At 44.2% G+C, this 22,589-nt stretch carries 23 protein-coding genes; 9 read left to right on the top strand and 14 right to left on the bottom strand.

The genetic code is table 11. The annotated features are described in order from the left end of the window. Positions 1–4: 4 nt before the first annotated feature. The 9 genes from LX69_RS06920 to LX69_RS06880 all read right to left on the bottom strand — a co-directional run bounded on the left by LX69_RS06920 (position 5) and on the right by LX69_RS06880 (position 9,461). A complete protein-coding gene (locus LX69_RS06920) occupies positions 5–517 on the bottom strand; it encodes an OmpH family outer membrane protein (RefSeq protein ID WP_111445100.1) in 513 nt (170 codons plus the stop codon). A gap of 22 nt (positions 518–539) precedes the next feature. After that, positions 540–1,052 (bottom strand): OmpH family outer membrane protein, encoded by a 513-nt coding sequence (locus LX69_RS06915; protein ID WP_146260662.1) that lies wholly within the window; start codon positions 1,050–1,052, stop codon positions 540–542. An 83-nt stretch (positions 1,053–1,135) separates the two neighbouring features. Further along, positions 1,136–1,708 (bottom strand): OmpH family outer membrane protein, encoded by a 573-nt coding sequence (locus LX69_RS06910; protein ID WP_245934957.1) that lies wholly within the window; start codon positions 1,706–1,708, stop codon positions 1,136–1,138. A 151-nt stretch (positions 1,709–1,859) separates the two neighbouring features. Next, complete coding sequence (bamA, locus tag LX69_RS06905) at positions 1,860–4,424, bottom strand: outer membrane protein assembly factor BamA (protein ID WP_111445098.1); 2,565 nt, start codon at positions 4,422–4,424, stop codon at positions 1,860–1,862. A gap of 6 nt (positions 4,425–4,430) precedes the next feature. Further along, complete coding sequence (locus tag LX69_RS06900) at positions 4,431–5,174, bottom strand: isoprenyl transferase (protein WP_111445097.1); 744 nt, start codon at positions 5,172–5,174, stop codon at positions 4,431–4,433. A 7-nt stretch (positions 5,175–5,181) separates the two neighbouring features. Continuing rightward, a complete protein-coding gene (porG, locus tag LX69_RS06895; protein ID WP_170124274.1) occupies positions 5,182–5,928 on the bottom strand; it encodes a type IX secretion system protein PorG in 747 nt (248 codons plus the stop codon). A 302-nt stretch (positions 5,929–6,230) separates the two neighbouring features. Beyond that, a complete protein-coding gene (locus tag LX69_RS06890; protein WP_111445095.1) occupies positions 6,231–7,106 on the bottom strand; it encodes an NAD kinase in 876 nt (291 codons plus the stop codon). A 224-nt stretch (positions 7,107–7,330) separates the two neighbouring features. Continuing rightward, positions 7,331–8,737, bottom strand: a complete 1,407-nt coding sequence (locus tag LX69_RS06885; protein ID WP_170124273.1) for a BamA/TamA family outer membrane protein — start codon at positions 8,735–8,737, stop codon at positions 7,331–7,333. 58 nt (positions 8,738–8,795) lie between these two features. Continuing rightward, positions 8,796–9,461, bottom strand: a complete 666-nt coding sequence (locus tag LX69_RS06880; RefSeq protein ID WP_111445093.1) for a CBS domain-containing protein — start codon at positions 9,459–9,461, stop codon at positions 8,796–8,798. 146 nt (positions 9,462–9,607) lie between these two features. On the opposite strand from LX69_RS06880, the gene LX69_RS06875 reads away from it, so the two are divergent. After that, positions 9,608–10,327, top strand: coding sequence for a pyridoxine 5'-phosphate synthase (locus LX69_RS06875; RefSeq protein ID WP_111445092.1), 720 nt, complete (start codon positions 9,608–9,610; stop codon positions 10,325–10,327). A gap of 79 nt (positions 10,328–10,406) precedes the next feature. Then, positions 10,407–11,207: an alpha/beta fold hydrolase gene (locus LX69_RS06870; RefSeq protein ID WP_111445091.1), complete on the top strand. Its 801-nt coding sequence runs from the start codon at positions 10,407–10,409 to the stop codon at positions 11,205–11,207. Positions 11,208–11,212: 5 nt separating this feature from the next. On the opposite strand, the gene LX69_RS06865 is transcribed toward LX69_RS06870, so the two are convergent. After that, complete coding sequence (locus LX69_RS06865) at positions 11,213–11,941, bottom strand: 3'-5' exonuclease (RefSeq protein ID WP_111445090.1); 729 nt, start codon at positions 11,939–11,941, stop codon at positions 11,213–11,215. A gap of 135 nt (positions 11,942–12,076) precedes the next feature. Between LX69_RS06865 and LX69_RS06860 the strand changes: the two genes are divergently transcribed. Continuing rightward, positions 12,077–12,379, top strand: coding sequence for a Dabb family protein (locus LX69_RS06860; RefSeq protein ID WP_111445089.1), 303 nt, complete (start codon positions 12,077–12,079; stop codon positions 12,377–12,379). 57 nt (positions 12,380–12,436) lie between these two features. On the opposite strand, the gene lysA is transcribed toward LX69_RS06860, so the two are convergent. From lysA to LX69_RS06840, 3 genes are all read right to left on the bottom strand, one after another. After that, positions 12,437–13,585 (bottom strand): diaminopimelate decarboxylase, encoded by a 1,149-nt coding sequence (gene lysA, locus LX69_RS06855; protein ID WP_111445088.1) that lies wholly within the window; start codon positions 13,583–13,585, stop codon positions 12,437–12,439. 107 nt (positions 13,586–13,692) lie between these two features. Then, a complete protein-coding gene (locus tag LX69_RS06850) occupies positions 13,693–15,003 on the bottom strand; it encodes an aspartate kinase (RefSeq protein WP_111445087.1) in 1,311 nt (436 codons plus the stop codon). Between the two features lie 416 nt (positions 15,004–15,419). Next, on the bottom strand, positions 15,420–16,415 hold the full coding sequence (locus LX69_RS06840) for a type I phosphomannose isomerase catalytic subunit (protein WP_170124272.1): 996 nt from the start codon (positions 16,413–16,415) through the stop codon (positions 15,420–15,422). Between the two features lie 194 nt (positions 16,416–16,609). Between LX69_RS06840 and yihA the strand changes: the two genes are divergently transcribed. The 6 genes from yihA (at position 16,610) to LX69_RS06810 (ending at position 20,760) form a co-directional block, all read left to right on the top strand. Continuing rightward, the gene (gene yihA, locus LX69_RS06835; RefSeq protein WP_111445085.1) at positions 16,610–17,245 is read left to right on the top strand and encodes a ribosome biogenesis GTP-binding protein YihA/YsxC; all 636 of its coding nucleotides are present in this window, start codon (positions 16,610–16,612) and stop codon (positions 17,243–17,245) included. Positions 17,246–17,326: 81 nt separating this feature from the next. Beyond that, entirely contained in the window at positions 17,327–18,265 is a 939-nt protein-coding gene (locus tag LX69_RS06830; RefSeq protein WP_111445194.1) for a ribose-phosphate pyrophosphokinase, read from the top strand. A gap of 97 nt (positions 18,266–18,362) precedes the next feature. Next, entirely contained in the window at positions 18,363–18,932 is a 570-nt protein-coding gene (locus LX69_RS06825; protein WP_111445084.1) for a 50S ribosomal protein L25/general stress protein Ctc, read from the top strand. Between the two features lie 134 nt (positions 18,933–19,066). Next, positions 19,067–19,630 (top strand): aminoacyl-tRNA hydrolase, encoded by a 564-nt coding sequence (gene pth, locus LX69_RS06820; protein WP_111445083.1) that lies wholly within the window; start codon positions 19,067–19,069, stop codon positions 19,628–19,630. A gap of 103 nt (positions 19,631–19,733) precedes the next feature. After that, positions 19,734–20,147 (top strand): RNA-binding S4 domain-containing protein, encoded by a 414-nt coding sequence (locus LX69_RS06815; RefSeq protein WP_111445082.1) that lies wholly within the window; start codon positions 19,734–19,736, stop codon positions 20,145–20,147. 49 nt (positions 20,148–20,196) lie between these two features. Then, the gene (locus LX69_RS06810) at positions 20,197–20,760 is read left to right on the top strand and encodes a DUF4924 family protein (protein ID WP_111445081.1); all 564 of its coding nucleotides are present in this window, start codon (positions 20,197–20,199) and stop codon (positions 20,758–20,760) included. A gap of 271 nt (positions 20,761–21,031) precedes the next feature. On the opposite strand, the gene LX69_RS06805 is transcribed toward LX69_RS06810, so the two are convergent. Beyond that, entirely contained in the window at positions 21,032–22,474 is a 1,443-nt protein-coding gene (locus LX69_RS06805; RefSeq protein WP_111445080.1) for an IS4 family transposase, read from the bottom strand. Between the last annotated feature and the right edge of the window lie 115 nt (positions 22,475–22,589).

Below are 22,589 nucleotides of genomic sequence, written 5' to 3'. Positions count from 1 at the left end.
CTAATTATTTGATATCTAACTTAGCTTTCACCAACGGTGCACAATCAATACTTTTATCGGAATGATAAATCACCACACGCGAACTCACATCAAAAATATAAATCAATCCATTTTCAGCACCTACTGCATCAATGGCCTTTTGAACTTTCTCAATAATGGGTTGTAACAACTCCTGCTCTTTCTTTTGCAAGTTTTGTTGAGCCAGCATGTTAAAATTCTTAATGCGTTGATCGTAATCCTGAATCTCTTTCTCCTTAGTGGCACGAATCAACTCATCCATGGTTTCGCGTTGCTCGAGGTACTCGGTGTACTTCTTCTCCAAATCTTCAGTCATCACCTTCAGGTTATTTTGAAGATCTGTGGCTTGTTTTTGCAAAGCCTGATCGGCTGCAATTTTATCAGGCAACTGAGTGATGAGTCCTTGCACATCAATATGTCCAAACTTTAAATCCTGAGCCGAAAGGGCTCCTGCAACACAAAACAATGCAACCAGCAATGAATATTTTAAAAACTTCATATCTATTTCTTTACAAGATTATTTACTTAATACCCAACTTTGACTTAACCAAAGGAGCCACATCTTCGCTCTTCTCGGAATGATAAACGGCCAATCCTGCCTTTTCTTCAAAAATGAAAATAAAACCATTCTCTTCACCCACAGCTTTTATGGCGTCCTCAACTTTTTTAATCAAGGGTGTTTTCAACTCCTGTTCCTTAGCCTGAAGTTGTTGCTGAGCCTGAGAATAATAGGTCTGAACCCGCTGATTCATTTCCATGAGCGCCTTTTCGCGCTCACTACGCACGTCTGCACTCAAAGTTTTTGCTTCCTCCATGTACTTCTGCTGATCGTTGCGAAGTTGCTCTTGCATAGTGGTCAGTTGCGACTCATACTTTTTATACTCAGCATCCATTTGCGTTTCAACATTAGCCAATTCAGGCAGTGCGGAAAATAAAGCTTCCGAATCGATATGGCCAAACTTTAATTTTTGCTGAGCTTGAACAGTCAAACCGGCAGCCAGCAAACACAACACGACAATGCGATTTAATTTCATAAATTTCAAATAGATAATAACAATTGGGCCAACTGCCTAATTTTTGAGTGATACAAACATATAAAATTAAACGATAAAACCAATCACAGTCCCATCTGTTTGATCACTTCATCACTGATATCGATTTTGGGATCAGTAAAAAGAACGCCTACATTGGAGGCTTTATCAAACACCGCCGAGAGTCCCTTTTCGTTCGAAACAGCCGAAATGGCCGAGTAAATGTCATCCTGAATGGGCTTAATGAGCGCCTCTCGCTTTTTAAACAACTCGCCCTGGTTGCCAAAATATTTTTGCTGTAACTGTTTGGCTTGCTTTTCCTTTTCTACAATTTCGTTTTCGCGCTTGGCTTTCATCTCGGGCGAAAGAAACACACTCTCAGTTTGATAGCTTTTATACAACGCACTCACATCTTGAAAAGATTTTTCGACCTCCTGCTGCCATTTTTGAGAAGCCACATTGAGCTGTTCCTGAGCAGCTTCGTAAGCAGGCACCCGCTTAAGAATATAATCGGTATCAACAAACGCAAATTTTTGTGCGTCAACAGACCACGACGTCAGAAACAACACCAGCATCACAGCCAGCTTCACACCCACCAAACCAACGATCCTGCGTTGACCGGCAAATGATTTCATCCTTTGGTTGAAGAATTGATTCATCTGTTTATAATTTGATTTTCAATGACCAGATGGAACTCACCAACAAACTTACACCTGCACATCGACAGGTTCGTCATGGCTTGTTACATCATGGAATGAGTTTTAAACAAAGCTCATTCAGACAAAAACCGCACCAAATAATTGAAGGTTATCAAAAACTTTGACCAATCACAAAGTGGAACTGACTGCCATTGGCCGTGGGACGTCCGGCCACCTCGTCAAAGCCATAACCCCAGTCAATACCCATCAACCCAAAGATGGGCAAAAAGATGCGCAAGCCAACACCGGCCGATCGGTACAAGTTAAAGGGATTATAATCCTTAAATTCGGTCCAGGCATTTCCCGACTCGGCAAATGCCAAAGCATAAACGGTAGCCGAAGGCTGCAACGTAATGGGGTAACGCAACTCCATGGTCATTTTGGTGTACATGTTACCATCGTACTGACCCGTATTGTTGATAGGCGTTAAAGAGGAATTCTCATATCCACGTACGCCCACGGTTTCGCTTCCGTACATGCTGTATCCCGACATGCCATCACCCCCCACATAATATTTCTCAAAGGGCGACTTAGTGCTCTCGTTGTAATATCCCAAGAATCCACCTTCAACTTTTCCGCGCAATACGAGTTTTGAGCGATTGTCCAATGGCTTGAACATTTCACCTTTAAACGACCATTTGTGATATTCCACAAACTGATACAATTCGGTTTTTGCCTTTGAAGCATTGGTCGAAGTACCATCATTGGCTCGCTTATAAAGCGTATTATAATCCTTATCAATCAGCAAACTAAAAGGAGGTGTAAACTTGGTTCCGATGCTGAAATTAGAACCCGAACGGGTGTAAAGGGGATTGTCCAAGGAGTTTCGACTCAATGTCAAACCAAGGGTAATCACATTCGATTTACCATCAGAGATAAACATCGATGTCCAATCCTTCAAACTATAGTACTGATATCCCAATTCAGCATAAATAGTGAAGAAGTCATCGGGCCAGGTGAGACGCTTGCCATAACCTATCGAAGCACCAAACACTTTCATGAACCGATCGTCCTCCTGCTGATTCCCATAGTATGAACTATAATAACTGCCATACATACTCGACGACATACTGGTCATTTTTGAATAGTACACCGACAAGCTTAATGAATTGGGTTTTTTACCACCCAACCATGGCTCTACAAACGTAGCGCTGTAGGTTTGATAATATGAACCATTGGTTTGCGCACGCAACGAGAGCGTTTGCCCATCACCGGTAGGCAACGGACGCCAAGCCTCTCCGTTAAAAATATTGCGAACCGAGAAATTGGTAAACTTCAATCCCAAACTGCCCACAAACATACCGGCACCCCAACCGCCACTCAACTCAATTTGGTCGTTGGCCTTTTCTTCGAGATTATACACCAGGTCAACGTTGCCTTCTTCCTGATTGGGCTGCACATCGGGCGAAATCTTTTCGGGGTCAAAATGCCCTAACTGAGCCAACTCACGCACGGTACGAATCAACTCTGATTTGCTGAATAACTGACCGGGCTTGGTCCGAATTTCGCGACGTACCACATGTTCGTGTGTCTTCGTGTTACCGTTGATCACCACATTGTTAATGGTGGCTTGAGGTCCTTCAAACACCCGCATCTCCAGGTTAATGGTGTCACCATTGGCACTGATTTCAACCGGTGTAATGCTCGAAAACAGGTACCCGTTGTCCATATATAGGTTGCTCACAGCATCCTCGTCCGTACTCAATCGTTTTTCAAGGTACTTGGGATTAAACACATCACCCTTTTTCACCTTCAAATTTTGGCTCAAATAATCTGATGCATAAATGGTATTGCCCACCCAGCTGATGTCGCCAAAAAAGTATTTCTTACCTTCCTCAACATGAATGCGAACGTTTACCGTATTGTCGTCGTTACGGGTAATTGAATCCCAAACCACTCGTGCGTCGCGGTAACCTTTTTCGTTATACTTATCAATCATGGCCACTTTGTCCTCTTCGTATTTCTCAATCACGAATTTCTTAGTCCTAAAGAAATTGAGGATCTTACCTTTTTCATTGGTTTTTTTCATGGCTCGGTCGAGCTTACGAGCGGTAAAAATTTGATTACCGGTAATGGTGATGGTTTTCACCTTTACCTTTTCTTTTTTATCGACCGTAATTTCCAATATCACATGATTGACTTTGGTGGTATCGTCGCGCTGAAATATTTTAACTTCGGTATTATAAAAGCCTTTTTCCACAAAGTGATCTTTGATGTATTTCTCAGCACGATTCACCAAAAATGGAGTCACCTGCGATCCTTTCATCATGGCCACCTTCTCGGAAATGGTCTCTATCTCACCCTTTTTAAGCCCGTAATAAATAATTTCGCTCAAGCGAGGACGCTCCGAAAGCTGAATTTCGAGCCATATTTGGCGTCCTTCAATTTTGGAGGCAACAATTTTAGCATTGGAAAACAAACCGTGATTCCAATATTTTTGGATGGCTTGTGTGATTTCGTCACCGGGCACACTAATGGTTTGCCCCTTGCGCAATCCTGACAAATTGACCAGGATGGCCGGATCATAGTTTTGAACCCCCACCACGGTGATGTCGGCAATCTCGTATTTCTTGGGTGTCCCTGAGTATGAGATATTGGGGAGCGACTCTTGGGCAAATCCCCGCAGAGTCATTAAAACAAAAGCCAGAACGAAGAAGATAGAAATCCGGTATTGCATTCTTTGTTACTTTTTAATTTGTTCGCTGATCATTCCAAACCGCCGTTCACGCCCCTGAAAATCCAGCAACGCCTTATAAAATTCTTCCTTATTAAAATCGGGCCATAGCACGTCACTAAAATATAGCTCCGAATAAGCCAATTGCCATAGCAAAAAGTTGCTGATGCGGTTCTCACCACTGGTACGGATCATTAATTCAGGATCGGGAATCCCGGCAGTGGAAAGATATTGCCCAAACAGATCGGCATCTATCTGTTCTTCCGTTACTTGTCCAGTCTTGGCATCTCTCACAATATTTTTGATCGCCTCCAGTATTTCCCATCGGGAACTGTAACTCAAGGCCAATGTCAACACAAGTCCTGTATTGGCAGAAGTTTGAGAAATACAGTTTTCTAACTGCTTCAAAACGCCTGACGGCAACGACTCCCGACATCCAATGACATTGAGTTGCACATTGTTATCCATCAGTGTTTTGGTTTCAGAACTGATGGTTTTCACCAACAAAGCCATCAAGGCATCCACTTCCGCTTTGGGACGGTTCCAATTCTCAGTCGAGAAAGCATACAAGGTCAAATAACCAATCCCCAATTCAGCAGAAGCTTCGGTTACGGCACGCACCGCCCGGACGCCGTTGCGATGGCCAAACACACGCGAATTACCGCGCTTGCGAGCCCATCGGCCATTTCCGTCCATGATCACCGCCACGTGCACCGGCAGTTTCTCCTTCACCAATTGATCCTTCAGCGACATACGTTCATCAAAATTTCTTATACCCTGCGTTGCATGATGTCTTTCGGTCGAACATGCTGAACGACACAATGACACCGGCAAAGGAGTACCAATCGTTGTTGTGTGATTTAACGGCCTCGTGAAAAGCGTAAGGATCAGAAGGATCAACCGAGGGTTGTGACGTAGTCAAATCCAGGTCGTCAACAAATGTCTTTCGCAACGTCCACTCGGCACCCACTCGAATCCAGTCCGTTATCTTATACTTAACACCCAAACCGAACGGCAAAGATAATAGAAAAACCGACTTATCATTGTTACCGCTTTCATCCACCTCATATCGTCGATATTGCGTGACTGCCACACCTGTGGTCAGGTAAGGCGTCAGATTGGAATTTTCGATAAACGGGTGGTCAAACGGAATAAAATTAAATTCTATCATTCCTGATAAATCCACCATGGTTCGCTTGAAACGATAGGTATCAGTGTTTAGCGGCTTTAACACCACTTCATTCACTGGATAATACCCACTGATAGCGCCAACCGTTAAAGCCCCCTTAAGCGCCCACCGATACGAAATATTGTAACGCAACAACCCCCCAATGGCCGGATGAGAATTTTTGAAATGAACCGACGGATTCAAATCGCCCAGATAATACGAGGCACCCAGGAAACCACCCAAATCAACTCGCCGCTGTGCATGTGACCGTTCCGAAGTGATCACTATGAACACCAACATGATAGCCCATCCCAAGGCACTCAATCGTCCGTTGACCATTGATTTACCCAATGCCCCGAAACATCTTTTTCCCTCACCGAAAAATCGGTTTAGAAAAAGACCATCTCGTATGAATTGATATTGATTTACTGACATGTATCGTTTCGGAGCATCCGCCCCAAGGGATAATGGTTTTACAAACTTAATATTTCATGACGGCTTCATGGCAAATGCTCAACCAACAGCATGTTTAAATCAAACAACACCCAAATGAGCACCATCATAGCGTTCAAAAGAACTTATTTTAACAAACCCAAAACCGTTTCATTTATTGTTACCACATGAAAAAGAACAAGTCGAAATCAGTTTCGGGCATCGGCTCCCCACATCAATTTTTTACGCAAAGTGCAGTAAAAATTGGGCTGCCGCACAATCATGCGTACGCTAAAGCCAGCTTTACGCACCTTAATAATCGTTTCCTGATCCATCACCCGGCTGCGCGAATCGAGCGAGGCCATGAATTTACCACCACGAGCATCCACCTTTAATTCCATCTCAAAGTGATCGGGGATTACCAATGGCCGAACAGTCAGGTTATGGGGAGCGATGGGCGAAATCACAAAACTTTGTGCCTGCGGATGCATGATGGGACCACCCACACTCAAGGAGTAGGCCGTCGACCCCGTCGGCGTGGCAATAATGAGCCCGTCGGACCAATAAGAACTAAGAAATTCGCCATTCAACCAGGCATGCACCGTAATCATCGACGAATTGTCGCGCTTGGCAATCGACAACTCATTGAGCGCAAAATTAAGTTCCCCAAAATCGCCACCGCTCGTCTCCACCTGCAAGAGGTTTAGCTCGCGAATATGATAGTTTTTTTGAAGGATGTCCGTCATGGCCGGAATCAGTTCCTCGCCTGATACATCGGCCAAAAAACCTAATCGCCCGCTGTTGATACCGGCCACCGGGATACCCGAATCTCGAACCAATGTGACAGCTTCAAGAATGGTCCCGTCGCCACCAATGGACAACAACAACTCACAACCACTCAAACCGGCTGCATCGGAATAACATCCGGCCACCCGAGGAAGGAAACCCATTTCTTGTTCCAAAAAATCAAGAAATGGGGCATAAATCCACACATGACACCCGTTGTCATCGAGAAACTGAAAAAGATCGATACAATGCGGCATAAAACTCGCCTCAAACCGCTTTCCAAAAACAGCAACCTTCACGCCTGTACGTTTAAAATGAAACCTTCCCAATTGTGAACCGACTCCCGGCCACGTCAAAAAGAAAAGCATGTAAAACTAACAGGAAGTTGCGAATCTGCAATCGATGGGAGCCATGAAACAAACCAAGAGGATAATTTTATCTCTCAAAAGCATGATTATTTTGAATGTCAAAATAATTGCTGAGTATTTTCTAACCACCAAAACGCTTCAGCACACCACATGAGTTACTCCAACAAAAGGTTCAAATGAAAATAAAAACCATGCTCTCCAAATCGGTTAACCGCATAATTAAAACTGAACACTTTGTCGTAAAAAGTCACAAAATCAACCCCCAAACCACAACCATATTGATGAGAATTTACCATCCGATTGAGTGGATGAGCGTTTTGCTTCACCACATACCCATTATCAATAAAACCGCGTAAGTATATGGCATAATGAATTTTTGAAAATTTGGGCGTGGGGATAAAATTCCAATAAGCCACCCGGGTGGGTAACAATTCAAATAAAAGATTGGCTTTGGCCATGGCCGTGATAGAACCATCGACCACATAATACTCATATCCACGCAAAAAATCACGGTACCCCAATCCACTCTTCACCACATAAGGCAAATCAGTTTGCGATGACACCTCTCCCATGGTTTCGATCGATGAATAAAAACGCTTCTTCAACGGCCAATAATTATTAATCCGAAGACGAGCTGTCCAAAAATCAGGCTCACCCTCATAAACCCCCAGCCCAGCTTTGGTTAAACGAAAATTTTGATAATTCCCACTCAACGGATACGGCTTGCTATCACGCACATCACGACCCAAACTGTACGTCAAGGTCAGGTAATCGAACCATGAATGCTGATGTGGGAAAAAATTGGCATTGAGCGCCAAAATGGTATCGGAAACACGATGTGAAAAAACATTCAATTCAAGGGTATGCCGAACAGTTAACTGTGGCCGATACTGCAAATACATCGACGCATTAAAATAACGATGAACGGCGTTTCCGGCATTCTTATAATAAACCGGTTGATCATTGAGCGTAAATACCGGCAAATGATCAAAGACATTGTAATTAACAGCCATGCCCCACCCGGTTTTACGCTTATACTCAGGCGACTGAAAGAGAACCGCCAATTGATTGGCATAACCCACGCGCAAACGAAACTTCAACATCTCCTGCCGCCCTCTAAAATTATCACGCTGCACATAGGCGCCATAATTCATCATGTCCCAATTGCCATTTCCAAAAAACGAGGCCACATTCCGATCTGCCGGCTCAATAATTGGAAACACCCACCAATACCAACGCTCCTCGACACGGATAGAAACATCGACCGTTGACAACGAATCGCTTTGAGTATTGACATAAACAAAATTGAATAAAGAAGTTTTCAAGAGATTTTGACGCCCCAACTCCACCAAACGCATCAATTCATCAGATGCAATGGTATCACCGGAGCGAAACGGCAACTCTTTCATGATCACCTGCAAACGGGTCGTTTCGTTACCCGACACTTGAATTTGGCCAATCACCAGCGATTGCTCTGAGGAAAGGTGCTTTTCAAATAACAAAGGGTCATAACAAGCGGCTTCGGCCAAACCAACCAAAAAGAGAAATAACATCCCTGCCATCCACCGTAATGACCTGCTCCCACACATATACCAACCCCCTATTTGTTAGGCCCTTACCTCACACATTTAAAAACATCATCAACGCATCGTAGTTTTTCATAGCGCCGTCATCAAGCAAATCATTTTCCGAAAATGAAGCATTGATTTTGTAGCCGTAACGATCAAAGGCATGCAACACCGGACGTAAATCAGTTCTATTTAGCTTGATACACAAATGCAAGCTGTTGGTCTCCTGATTCTCTTTCACGTACAAACTCAGAATTTTAGCATCACTGTCTTCAACAATTCTGGATATCTCAGCCAAAGAATAATCACGTTGCCCCAATTCCAACTCAATAATCCCTCCCGGAGTGTGAGCGGCAATAATATCGGCCATTCGATGCAACAGTTCACTTTGCGAAATCACCCCCAGATATTCCATTTGTTCGTTGAGAACTGGCACCACCGTTAGTTTTAATCGAGCCGCCAATGCCACCACTTCATAAATGTGCTGATAATAAAAAACATAAGGCTTCATCAACGACATCGTATGGTTTCCCAACGGCTCGTCGGCCTTGTTCAGATCATATATATCCAAGTCAGTAATGAGTCCTAAGAAAACCCGATTGTTGACAATGGGCAAATGCGACACCCTGAACACCTCCATCCAGTTGAGCGCATCCAACCCTGTATCAGAAGTTTTCAGCGAAGGAATCACATCCGAGTATAAATCTTTTGCCAACATATCGCATCAATAACGAAATACTTTCTATTTTTGCCCGATGATCAAGGCCTGATCTTGTTGATAAAATTACCCTAATTTGCCAAAACAATCAAACATTTTAGCGGTTATTTATCCTCACACACCTGATTTAAAACAAGTATTTGCTCATGACAAAACTGAGTGTCAATATTAACAAAATCGCAACCCTCCGTAATTCAAGGGGCGGCAACATGCCCGACCTGCTGAAGGCGGTCAATGACATCCAGAACTTTGGTGCCGAAGGAATCACGGTTCATCCGCGCCCCGACGAGCGCCACATTCGCTATAAAGATGTCACCGACATCCGCCCACTCATCCGGACGGAGTTTAACATTGAGGGTTATCCATCGCCCAAGTTCATCGAACTGGTCAAAAAGGTTAAACCTCATCAGGTGACCCTGGTTCCCGATGCCCCCGATGCCATCACGTCCAATGCGGGATGGGACACCATCACCCACCTGACTTTTTTACAAGATGTAATTGGCACCTTTAAAGAAGCAGGCATTCGCACATCCATCTTTATAGACCCTGTGGCTGAACTGATTAGTTACGCAGCAAAAACGGATACCGATCGCATTGAGCTCTATACTGAGCCGTATGCCAAAGGTTATGAAAAAGACCGAGAAGCTGCGGTGGCGCCTTTCGTAGAGGCCGCCAATCAGGCAAAAAAGCTGGGCTTAACCATCAATGCGGGACATGACCTGAATCTCCAGAACCTGCGCTTTTTCAATGAAAAAATTCCCTTCCTCAAGGAAGTGTCCATTGGGCATGCCCTCATTTGTGATGCCCTGTATTATGGACTGGAGCAAACCATCATCATGTACAAAGACCAGCTGATTAAGAAATAACAGCCTTTACATTGCACCACAAACCCCTGTTGAGAACATTTCACGACAGGGGTTTGTTATTTTCTGAAACACACGCACCATGCATCTCCACTACAAAACATATGGCACATCCGGCCCTTGGATAATGATGGTTCATGGCCTGTATGGCTCAGGCGACAACTGGACAAGTATGGCACGAAGCCTGGCACCTCATTACCAGATCGTGCTGCCCGACCTTCGCAACCACGGGGCTTCGCCACACCATCACGCCCACAATTACCCGGAACTGGCCAATGATTTGCTGGACACAATGAACCACTTGGGGATTGACTCGGCACACCTCCTTGGGCACTCGATGGGAGGTAAAGCGGTGATGCATTTAGCATTGAAATATCCCGAAAAAGTCAAAAAACTCATCGTGGTGGACATTGCCCCTGTATCATACACACACTGGCTTGACAATAAACAAATTGAAAACCGACACGACCATCTGATTAATATTCTACGCGCCATCCCAATCTCCAATTGCCTCACACGTCAGGAGATTGAAAAACATGCAGAAGAATATATCCCAAACGCCATGCTGAGACAATTCCTTCTAAAAAACGTCAAACGAAACGAGGACAATACCTTTGCATGGAAACTCAACATTGAAGCACTATATCAAAACCTAACAGAAATCGCCGACGGATTCACAAACCTCCGTGCGACCCCATTCACGAATGCGTGCCTTTTCATTAGGGGAGAACGATCACTTTACATTGAGGATAAGGACATTGACCCCACCCGCAAATTATTTCCAAATGCCCGATTCATCACCATTCCCCAAGCAGGCCATTGGTTGCATGCCGAAAAACCTGAATTGGTTTTAAATGCCATTAATACATTCATCAATGGATGAACACCTTAAACGGCGCGCTCCACATTCAACGGGTCAATCAATGGTTCGCCTTTAAACCTCAACAACAACTGAGCGGTCGCCAACACATCCTTTTCGCAGTAAATGGCAATGCGTTCCAAGTCGCCTTCGCCATAGTACACTTTGGCCACCTGACTTCCATCAATGTCATCCTTAGGCGTGGGAATGCCAAATATATGAGTCAATAAAGCCATCGATGTGTAGTTTTTGTAATCACCAAATTTCCACAAATCGAGCGTATCGAGAAAGCGCACCTCCCAGGGTTTTTTACCTGAAACATCCAACACGGTTGGAATGGGAACCCCATTGACGAGCATGCGACGACAAATGTATGGGATGTCAAACTCTTTGACATTGTGACCGCACAGATTGGTAAAACGTGGATGATCAGACGAAAAGCTTTTATCAATCATGCGTCCGAATTCGGCCAAGAGCTGCTGTTCGTCGTGCCCGGCAAAGGATTTGGATCGAAAAAGCCTCACCCCACCCCTCACGATGACGGATCCCACTGAAATACAAACAATTTTCCCAAACTCAGCATAAATACCGGCGCGTTCGTAAACGTCGGCCGGTGACTGATCCTCTTTCCGAAAATAGGCCGACTTTTTATCCCAAAAAGCCTTTGATGTTTCGTCGAGCTGACGAAAATCCTCCCACTGGGGTACTGTTTCAATATCCAGAAACAGGATGTCTTCGATGCGTGTTTGATCAAGCATAACCACTTTAAAATTGATTCGTGATGCTAAGATGATAAAAAAGCACGGGAAAATGATGCCTTTTGTTTAGAATGAGCGGAGTGATTGCTTATTTTTGCAGCAAACAAAATATTAATCACATCAACATTCATTGAAATGATCAAACACGTAGTCCTTTTTAAATTCAAAACGTTTGAAGGCGAAGAAGAAAAAAACGAAAAACTCAACAACATTAAGACGGCATTGCTGGACTTAAAAAACAAGCTCGACTTTCTGCGCCACATCGAGGTGGGCATCAACGCCAACCCTTCCGAATCGTTCGACATGGCGCTCATTACCGAATTCGACAACATGGATGACCTGCACCGCTACGCCATTCATCCCGATCACGTGGCCGTAGCACGCATCATTGGCGAAATCAAAGAAAACCGGGCATGTGTGGACTTTGTGATAGGATAATATTAAAGCCCCGAAAGTATTTTACTCGCGGGGCTTTATGTGATATTCTATTTCAATTTATTCAGAATAAACCGACTTGGCAAACTCGCGCAGATTATATCGCGAAGCCATGATTTCGCCATACGCTCCGGCGGAACGCAAAGCAATGATATCGCCACGTTTGGTATAAGGCATATCTACTGCCTTGCCAAAACAATCGGACGATTCGCACACCGGTCCTACCACGTCGTACTTCCCAATTTCGCCATTCGAGGTGAGGTTTTGGATTTTGTGATAAGCTTGATAAAGCGCCGGACGAATGAGGTCGTTCATCCCCGCATCAACAATGGCAAACTTGGTGTTCACTCCTTCTTTGACATACAAAACGCGAGTGATCAACGATCCACACTGAGCCACCAGGGAGCGCCCCAATTCGAAATGCACTTCCTGCCCCGGACGGAGTTGCAAGTTCTGATGAAAAACCTCAAAATAGGCCTTAAAGTTAGGCATGGGGTGCATATCGGGCTCATGGTAATCGATGCCCAATCCGCCACCCACATTAATGACTTTCAACGCAATATGACGTTCTTCAAACCAATCTTGCAATTCATTCACCTTAATGCACAACCCTTTGAAGGGTTCCAAATCGGTTATTTGCGACCCGATATGAAAATGCAGTCCTTCCAACTGTATGTTCGATAAACCGGCAATGGTATTCACCACCTTCTCCACATCCCAAAGGTTAATGCCAAACTTGTTCTCCTCCAACCCGGTTGTGATATAATGATGCGTATTGGCATTTACGTTAGGATTGATACGCAAAGCAACCGATGCCTTTTTTCCCTTTTTGCCGGCCAATTCATTAATAACTTCCAACTCGGGAATAGACTCGACATTAAAAGCAAAAATACCCGCATCCAAAGCCAGATTGATTTCCCAATCGGCTTTTCCAACACCTGCGTACACCACCTTTGAAGAATCAAAACCCAACTCAATGGCTTTGCGCACCTCATTACCACTCACGCAATCGATGCCCAGGCCACGTTGCTGCATTTCGCTAAGCAAACCATCGTTGGCATTGGCCTTCATGGCATAATGCACATGATAACCATACTTGCCAGCTTCGTGCATCACCGTATCAAGGGTGTCTCCTAGCAATTTTAAATCGTAATAATAAAACGGTGTCGGCTGCTGTTCCCATTGTGCAACCGGAAATTTTGATCCCATGCTGATGTATTTTTAAACAAATTCGTTTGAATGAAATAAAATTAAAAAAAGAGTGACGACAATGGTCTAATCTGCCCAATCCCATCAAAAAGATAGTTGGCACATGATTAAAACAATCCTTGGCTCAAAGCGTTCAATGCAACTTTTTTGTCCTCAGCATTAATCAGCAACGAAATGTTGTAATTGCTGCCTCCATAAGAAATCATACGAATGGGCACCTCGCGCAATGCATGGAATACCTTATCGGCATTACCCTTGGTATCGGCGACCAAATCTCCTACCACCGAAATGATAACTTGGTTGGTATCAACCTCTACGGTTCCAAACTTCTTCAAATCTTCAACTATTTCGGGGAGGTTGCGGTCGTTATCAATGGTCAGTGACACACCCACTTCAGAAGTCGTAATCATGTCGATGGGTGTTTTGTAACTCTCAAAAATCTCAAATACCTTACGCATAAAGCCATAAGCCATCAACATGCGGCTCGATTTAATTTTGATGGCAGTAATGCCATCCTTGGCGGCCACAGCGGCAATTCGGTTTTTAATTTGGTTGCCCGAGATAAGCGTGCCATGAGCCTGTGGCTCATAAGTATTGAGCAATCGAACCGGAATATTTTTGTCCTTAGCCGGCAACACGCATGTGGGATGCAGAATTTTTGCTCCAAAATAGGCGAGTTCTGCAGCTTCGTCGAACGACAAATCTGAAATGGATTTGGTACCCTCCACAAAACGGGGGTCATTGTTGTGCATCCCGTCAATATCGGTCCAAATTTGAATTTCAGAGGCATTAATGGCCGCGCCAATGAGCGATGCAGTATAATCACTCCCGCCACGCTGCAGGTTATCAATTTCACCAAAGGCGTTGCGACAAATATACCCCTGTGTAATAAACGTTTCAACTCCTTTAAATGGCGCCATCACACGGGCAATATTCTCTTGAATGTAAGTCATGTCCGGCTCGTTGTGCTTATCGGTACGCATGAACTCAAGTGCCGGCAGCAACACCGACGAACGGCCCTGCTCTTCGAGATAATATTGAAACATGGCTGTGGAAATTAACTCCCCTTGTGCCAAAATCACTTTCTCTTCGTAAACGGTAAACATATCGATGGTAAAGGACTTGAGATAGTCGAAATGACTTTTGATTAAATCCTTTCCTTTTTGAACGTACGCCGGTGTTGAATACAGAGCTTCCACCTCGGTGATGTATTTCTTTTCCAGTCGGGCAATCACATCTGCTGCCGACTGCTGATCTTTTTTATAAAGATGGCTGGCAATTTCAACCAAATTGTTTGTGGTTCCCGACATTGCCGAAAGCACCACCACCTTGGAAACACCATCATTAATGATACCAGCCACTTCCATCATCCGTTGAGCAGAACCAACAGATGTACCGCCAAACTTTGAAACTCTCATGTTCTACCGTCTTATTTTGTTATGATTTCTTTTTTAACACATTTTTTGTCGACGCAAAAATACAACATTTTTAATCGACAAGTAATTTTTAAAGAGAAATGTTTAAAAACCATTATGTGTGTTGAGATTTTAACAACCATCTATTCGTTTGAATCTCACTTCAATGTCATATCCTTAATGACATTCAGACAAAAAATGAGAAAATCATTAAACTTCAGACTGATAGACGAGACTGAAGAAACAAAGAATTCAGCTCTAAAAATCTTGCTGTATCTTATCACCTCCCTCATCGTCTTACGCCATCTTCTCTTCACGAATCGACATGGAATCAAAATTTGCAAATTGTGACATCTCGAAACAAAAAATGGATGCCAAAGACAAGCTTCAACATCCACTTTCGATGATTTAAAAGGGGGTTATACTCTTTCCGAATCGATATAAACCTCAAGCAATTTGGCCGTGGGTGCGGGCACCAGCGTTACATCGTTGAGAGAGGCGGGAACCAACACCGATTCACCGCAACATAATCCAAGCGTTTGTGCATCACCGTACTGCAAAAAGCACTCACCCTCAACACACACATATATAACAAAGGAGTCGATGGGATAATAATCCTTCACCACCGGCATGGTCAAATGCAATAAATTAGTAGTAAAATAATCACATTCCACAGCTCTGACAGATCGGTTTGCCTGTGGCTGACACACAGTTTTGGCATCCTTTAACTCTGAAAAATCAATACAATCAAGAGCCAGTTCAGTATGCAGCTCGCGCAAGTTGCCTTGATCATCGCGCCGGTCAAAATCATAAATCCGGTAAGTCACATCAGACGATTGCTGTATTTCGGCCAGCAAAATGCCTGCCCCAATGGCATGCACACGCCCCGATGGCATGAAAAAAATATCGCCCGGAGTAACCTCGTGATAGCCCAAAATCTGGTTCAATGTTTTATGTTCGAGATGCTTCAGATACTCATCGCGAGTGACCGACCTGGCAAATCCCGATATCAGCTTAGCACCGGCATCGGCCTGCATCACGTACCACATTTCAGTTTTGCCATACGACTGATGTCGATCCATGGCCATTTCGTCATCGGGATGAACCTGAATAGACAAATCATCAGCCGCATCAATAAACTTTATCAACAGGGGAAACTGCTCACCAAAACGCTCAAACACGCTGTCGCCAACCAAATCTCCCATATAGGTTTCAACCAACTCGTTAAGGGTATTGCCTTCGAGAAAGCCATTGCTCACCACCGATTCACTCCCTTCAACCCCCGATATTTCCCAACTCTCGCCGATATTGGGCAATTCGGGTGCTTGTTTCCCAAAGGATGCCTGCAACTTGTGACCACCCCAAATTTTATCTTTTAAGATAGGTCGAAACTTCAGTGGATAAAGTGTGTTCATTATATTTGCTTTTTTTGAAATAACCATTTATTTAGAGTAAGCACAATCATCAGAGCAACAATGGCTCATACGAAGCTTCGCCCCCTTTTTCAATGTACAAAATTAAACATCGTTCATGAGAAACTTTCCTGCAAAATGATCATTCACACATATAATTCGTTGAGGATGTCTATTTTTGCACAAAACTTTTTTGAATGGAAATTAATGAAGCCCGATTTGTAATTAGTAACAGCGATGCACGCCGTTGCCCTACCCCAACGCTCCCCGAATACGCTTTCATCGGACGCTCAAACGTGGGCAAGTCGTCGCTCATCAACATGCTGTGCAACCACAGTCATTTGGCCAAAGTATCGGGCACCCCCGGCAAAACGCAGCTCATCAACCACTTTTTAATCAACAAAAACTGGTATCTGGTCGATTTGCCCGGATATGGTTACGCAAAGGTGGGCAAACGTCTCAAGGCCACCTTCACCACCATCATCAACCATTACCTGACTCAACGCAGCAACCTGCAGTGCCTTTTCATCCTGATTGACTCACGGCTAGCGCCACAAAAAATTGACCTTGAGTTTATGCGCGAAATGGGAAAGAAACAAATACCATTCACGCTTATTTTCACCAAGGCCGACAAACTTAAACCACAGGCATTGCAAGACAATATTAAACACTATGCCGATGTCATGCTTCAGGAGTGGGAAGAAATGCCCCATTTCTTCATTTCTTCATCAAGTCACAAAACAGGAAAAGAAGAAATATTGCAATACATTGATGAACTGAATGCAAACTGGGTTCTCCCCCCACGTGAGGAAAAACACGATTTAGGTCAATGATTTCATAAAAAAGTAGCAATCAATTCACACGCAATTTAAATATCTTTGCGGCATCAAAATCAATCCATACAAACCATCAAAATGCCACCAAAAGCACCCATCAAGCTTTTTTCGGGAAGAAACACACTCTATCTTTCAGAGAAAATCAGTCTTTGCTCGGGCAGAGATTTAGGCAAAATCAATTGCATCCACTTCAGCGATGGCGAATTCGCTACCGCTTACGAGGAAACCGTCAGGGGTTCGCATGTATTCCTGATGCAATCGACGTTCCCGCCCACCGACAACCTGTTTGAATTGCTGATGATGATTGATGCCGCCAAACGTGCCTCGGCATACAAAATTGTGGCGGTGATTCCCTACTTTGGCTTTGCTCGTCAGGATCGTAAAGATCAGCCGCGCGTCTCCATTGGCGCCAAGCTGGTTGCCGACATGCTCACCGCGGCCGGCGTGGATCGCATTATCACCATGGACTTACATGCCGATCAAATTCAGGGTTTCTTTAACATTCCGGTCGATCACCTTTATGCCTCGTCGATTTTCGTGCCGTTTATCCGCAGCATGAACCTCGATAACCTGGTTATTGCTTCGCCCGACGTGGGGGGTACCAAGCGTGCCAACACCTACTCAAAATTCCTGGGCGCTCCCATGGTGATCGGGTACAAACAACGCTCAAGAGCCAACGTGGTGGACGAAATTCGCATTATTGGTGATGTGAAAGATAAAAACGTCATCCTGATTGACGACATGGCCGACACTGCCGGCACTCTCTCAAAAGCTGCTGATGTGATTATGGCTGACGGTGCCAAAAGCGTGCGTGCCTTTGTCACTCACCCCGTGCTTTCGGGCAAAGCTTACGACAACATCAACAACTCGGCACTCACCGAAATGTATGTCACCGACACCATCCCTTTGAAAAAGGAGAGCGACAAAATTAAAGTCCTTTCAGTAGCACAGGTTTTTGCCGACACCATCGAAAAAGTTTATAATTATCAATCCATCAGCGCACAATTTATCAACTAAAGTTATAAATTTGCAGCCGCCATTTTGGCTTCCCGTGTGATGGGAGATCGACCCGATTATCGGGCTGATTTTGAGTAGCACAACTAAAACTTATACAATGCAAACGATTGAATTGAACGGCTCATTACGAGCCAACCTGGGCAAATCAGCCACCAAGCAATTGCGCACCGAAGAAATGGTTCCCTGCGTTCTTTACGGAACAGAAGGTAACGTACACTTCTCGGCTCCTGCAAAAGAATTCCGTCACCTGATTTACACGCCCAACGTGTACCTGGTGAATCTGAACATCGATGGCAAAACCTACAGCGCCATCATGCAGGACATTCAATTTCACCCTGTTTCTGACGCCATTCAGCACGTTGACTTTTTGAGCATCAACAACGACAAAGCCATCACAATGGAAATTCCCGTTACTTTGTCGGGGTTTGCCGAAGGTGTGAAGGCCGGTGGTAAGTTGCAACTCGAATTGCGCAAATTGCGCGTGAAAGCGTTGCCCAAAGACATGCCCGATAACCTGGAGATTAAAATCGACAGCTTAGGATTGGGTAAAACCATTCAGGTAAAAGAGTTGGCTTTTGACAACATCGAAATTCTGAACGCTAAAAATGCCGTTGTGGTTGCAGTGAAACTGACTCGTGCCGCACGTGCCGCTCAGCAAGGAAAATAATCCATCGCATCGCGATTCCCAAAAACCTCCATGCACGCGCATGGAGGTTTTTTTGTCCCCAGCCATTGCTTTTCTCCATCACAACTCCTTTTACTAACTTTGCCAATCCTGAAACAAAAAAATCTCTACCAACCATGAAATATCTCATCGCCGGACTGGGCAATATTGGCAGTGAATACACAAACACCCGGCACAACATAGGATTCGACATTCTAAACATCCTGGCTGATAAGGAAGATTTAAAATTTGAAGAAAAACGTTACGGCAGCATAGCCACCTATCGATTTAAGGGGCGCACATTCATCCTTCTCAAACCCAATACCTACATGAACCTGAGCGGTAACGCCATACAATATTGGCTGCAGACCGAAAAAATCCCTGTCGAAAACCTCTTGGTACTGGTGGACGACCTGGCACTTCCCTTTGGCACGGTACGCCTCAAGCCCAAAGGCAGTGATGCGGGACATAACGGACTCAAACACATACAAGCCACCTTGGGACATAGCAACTATTCGCGCATTCGCTTTGGCATTGGCAACGATTACCCCAAAGGACGCCAAATAGATTACGTACTGGGCGAATGGAATGCCGATGAAAAAGCAGCACTCAAAACGCGAATCGACCTGGCCATTGAAATGATTAAAAGTTTTGGCACCATCGGCACCCAGCTCACCATGACCCAATTCAACAACAAATAACGAGATGCCATGACACACAAAAGCAAGCCCGTGAACACTGGAAAATGAAAATCCCTATCTCAGTCTTGCTTCCTGATACTTATGTCTTGATACTAATAAATACATGAAAACCAACGAACCCGTCCGCATCGATAAGTTTTTATGGGCCGTACGCCTGTTTAAAACACGAAGCCTAGCCGCCGAAGCCTGCGAAAAAAACCGGGTGACGATCAACGGGTCACCCCTCAAAGCCTCGCGCATGATAAAACCGGGCGACACATTTGAACTCCGCCAACCGCCCATCACCCGAAGCTTCCGTGTAAAGCAAACATCGGGCAACCGAATGGGAGCCAAGCTCGTTCCCGATTTTTTGGAAGACGTCACCACCCCCGAACAGCTCCAACTATTGGAAATGGCCAAAATGGCTCAGTCACTCAACCGCCCCAAAGGATTGGGACGTCCGACAAAAAAAGAACGTCGCGACCTGGATGACCTCTTCGAATCCGACTGGGACGAAGAAGAGGAGCACGACTCTTAATCATCATCCCCCCTAAGGCAATCCACCATCACGTAAAAATGACATCAACATGATTATTGCTCAAACAAAGAAAAAAGAGAACATCATTGAATACATGCTCTACATGTGGCAGGTTGAAGACCTGATTAGAGCCAACAATCTGGACATGCAGAAAATCGACCAAAACATCATCACCCAATACCATGACCAACCGGCCGACCTCTTGCTTGAAATTCGCGATTGGTGGGAAAACCTGGTGGAAATGATGCGACTGGAAAAAAAAGAACAAAGCGGGCATCTTCAAATCAATCTTAACACCGTCAACGACTTGCACCAACTGCACATGACATTGATGAAGGACGTCAGGGAGGCTGCCTACCGCAACCAATATTACCAAACAGCCCCATTTATCATTGAATTTGAGCGCAAAATGGGTCAAACACCCGGCAATGAAATCGACACTTGCCTGACAGCCATCTACAGCTCGTTCCTGCTCAAATTACAAGGAAAAGAGATCAGCTCCGGCACCCGCGAAGCCGTCCGATCAATTAGCCGACTCATGGCATTGCTGGCAAAAAAATACCCTCTGTGGCAAGCTGGCAAAATAGGTGACGAAAACGACAATGAACAATAACTCAAAAGCATCAACTATTTAGATGTTTTGAAATAGACACATGAACAATATCAGTTAAAACGCCTACATAAAGGTTAGGCCGTATAGCCCCTAAGGGGCGTAAGCATCGAGCCCAGGGCGTAGCCCTGGGAAAAAGAGAGGTAAAGAACAAGCCCCAAAGGGGCGAAAGCGTTTTTGGACGCAGCACATAAGAGGGATTCAGCCCCGTTGGGGCTTTAAGTGGATTTACAAAGTGCAATTTCAATAAATCATTCAACTTTCGCAAGCTCTGTCAACCTGCCTGTAATAGGCTGTTGAGATTTAAGTATCTTGTAAGTTTATCATTTTCAGCAAATAATTTTTCCATTAACAATTCGATTTCGACATTAAACATTTCGGACAATTCACTCAATATCTCCGTGATTATTAGCCATACCTGCTCGGCAATGGTTAGTTTTAGGGCATCTTTCTGTGATGCTCTAAATAGTTCACCGAGTGTTTCATAGTCATTGACCCGCTTAATGACCGAAAGAATGTTATATTGAACCATACAAAGCGTCGTCGATGCAATTTGTGCATCAAAATCCTGCGACTGGCATTTACCCAAGCCAAGGTGCTGCTTGCTTTCTTTGAAAAAAACCTCCACAGACCAGCGAGTCGAGTAGATTTTATACGCTTGTTCGAAAGTTAGTTCTGTATTGGTGGTCATCATGCCATTCCAGTTGCCTTTGTGGGAGGCTTTACAAAAAAAGAGCTTTACGCGAACCCCTTTAAAGTCAACAATGGTTTCAGCGTAATAGTAACCGATAAGCTTAGAACGTTTGGTCTTTTTCTTACGCCGCAGTAAATCAATGATTTCTTTCGATGTCAGGCTTTTGCCGAAGGCCTCATATCGAGTTTTTCCCATTTTGATCATGCCAATGAAGTGGCAGCCGATACGGCGAGTAACAATGAATTTGATCAATTCAAAACAGGTAAACCAACTGTCAGTAAGCACATAATCAAAGCGAATGCCTTTGGTGATAGCCAAGCGAATCATCTTGATCATGGACTCAATTTTACTCAAATGGTAGTCGTTGACGCGTTCACTTCCCATGCTCGTCTTGTGTCGTTTCTTTGCGTATTGCTTTTTGATTTGGATCGGGGTGAATCCATAAGGTTTGCTTTGATTTTTACCCTTCTCGCCATGCAAACTAAAGTCAAGAGAGAAGAAGCTCTTTCCATCGTGATACCCCATGAAAAGCCCTTTAAACCCGATATTAAACGTATGGCTTACGTGCGAATAAATTCTGCTAATCAACTCAATCTTGCGACCAGTCTTGGGCAAATCAGTATCATCGAAAATCAAACAGGTCGGGTTTAAATTTGTCGAATCCGTACTTTTCTGCACCTTACGTATCAATTGCATATTCAGGCTATATGCCAAATTACGCCAGTTGATGGAGGAATCGTTCAGGAGTCGATAAAATACATCTTTACCGCAGTATAGAATACGGCTTAAACCGGAATTCGAATAATGCCATGATGTTTTAACTTCAAAAAAAGGAAACAACAGCAATAAAGCAAGTTTTCCGTGATTGGTGTACTTATGATTACAGGCTTGTGAAAACCCAAATTTTGTATCCGAAAATGTCAATGAACGTATCGTGGTAAAAATTGTATCCATCGCTTTTTCACTTGAAGTAAAAAAGCCATTAATCTCTGAAAGTATTACAGTATCTTTAAACCGCAGCATAATCGTTTGGGATTGTTTGGCGACATAAAGATACTGAATATCAGGATCTTAACCAAATTATTGTGCTGCTTTTTTGTTGTAAATCAGTCATATATCGTACTTGCGAAAGTTGAAT

It is taken from the genome of Breznakibacter xylanolyticus (genome assembly GCF_003254275.1).
In the GTDB taxonomy this organism is placed as follows: Bacteria; Bacteroidota; Bacteroidia; order Bacteroidales; family Marinilabiliaceae; genus Breznakibacter; species Breznakibacter xylanolyticus.
This window is presented reverse-complemented; position numbering and strand designations above follow the sequence as displayed.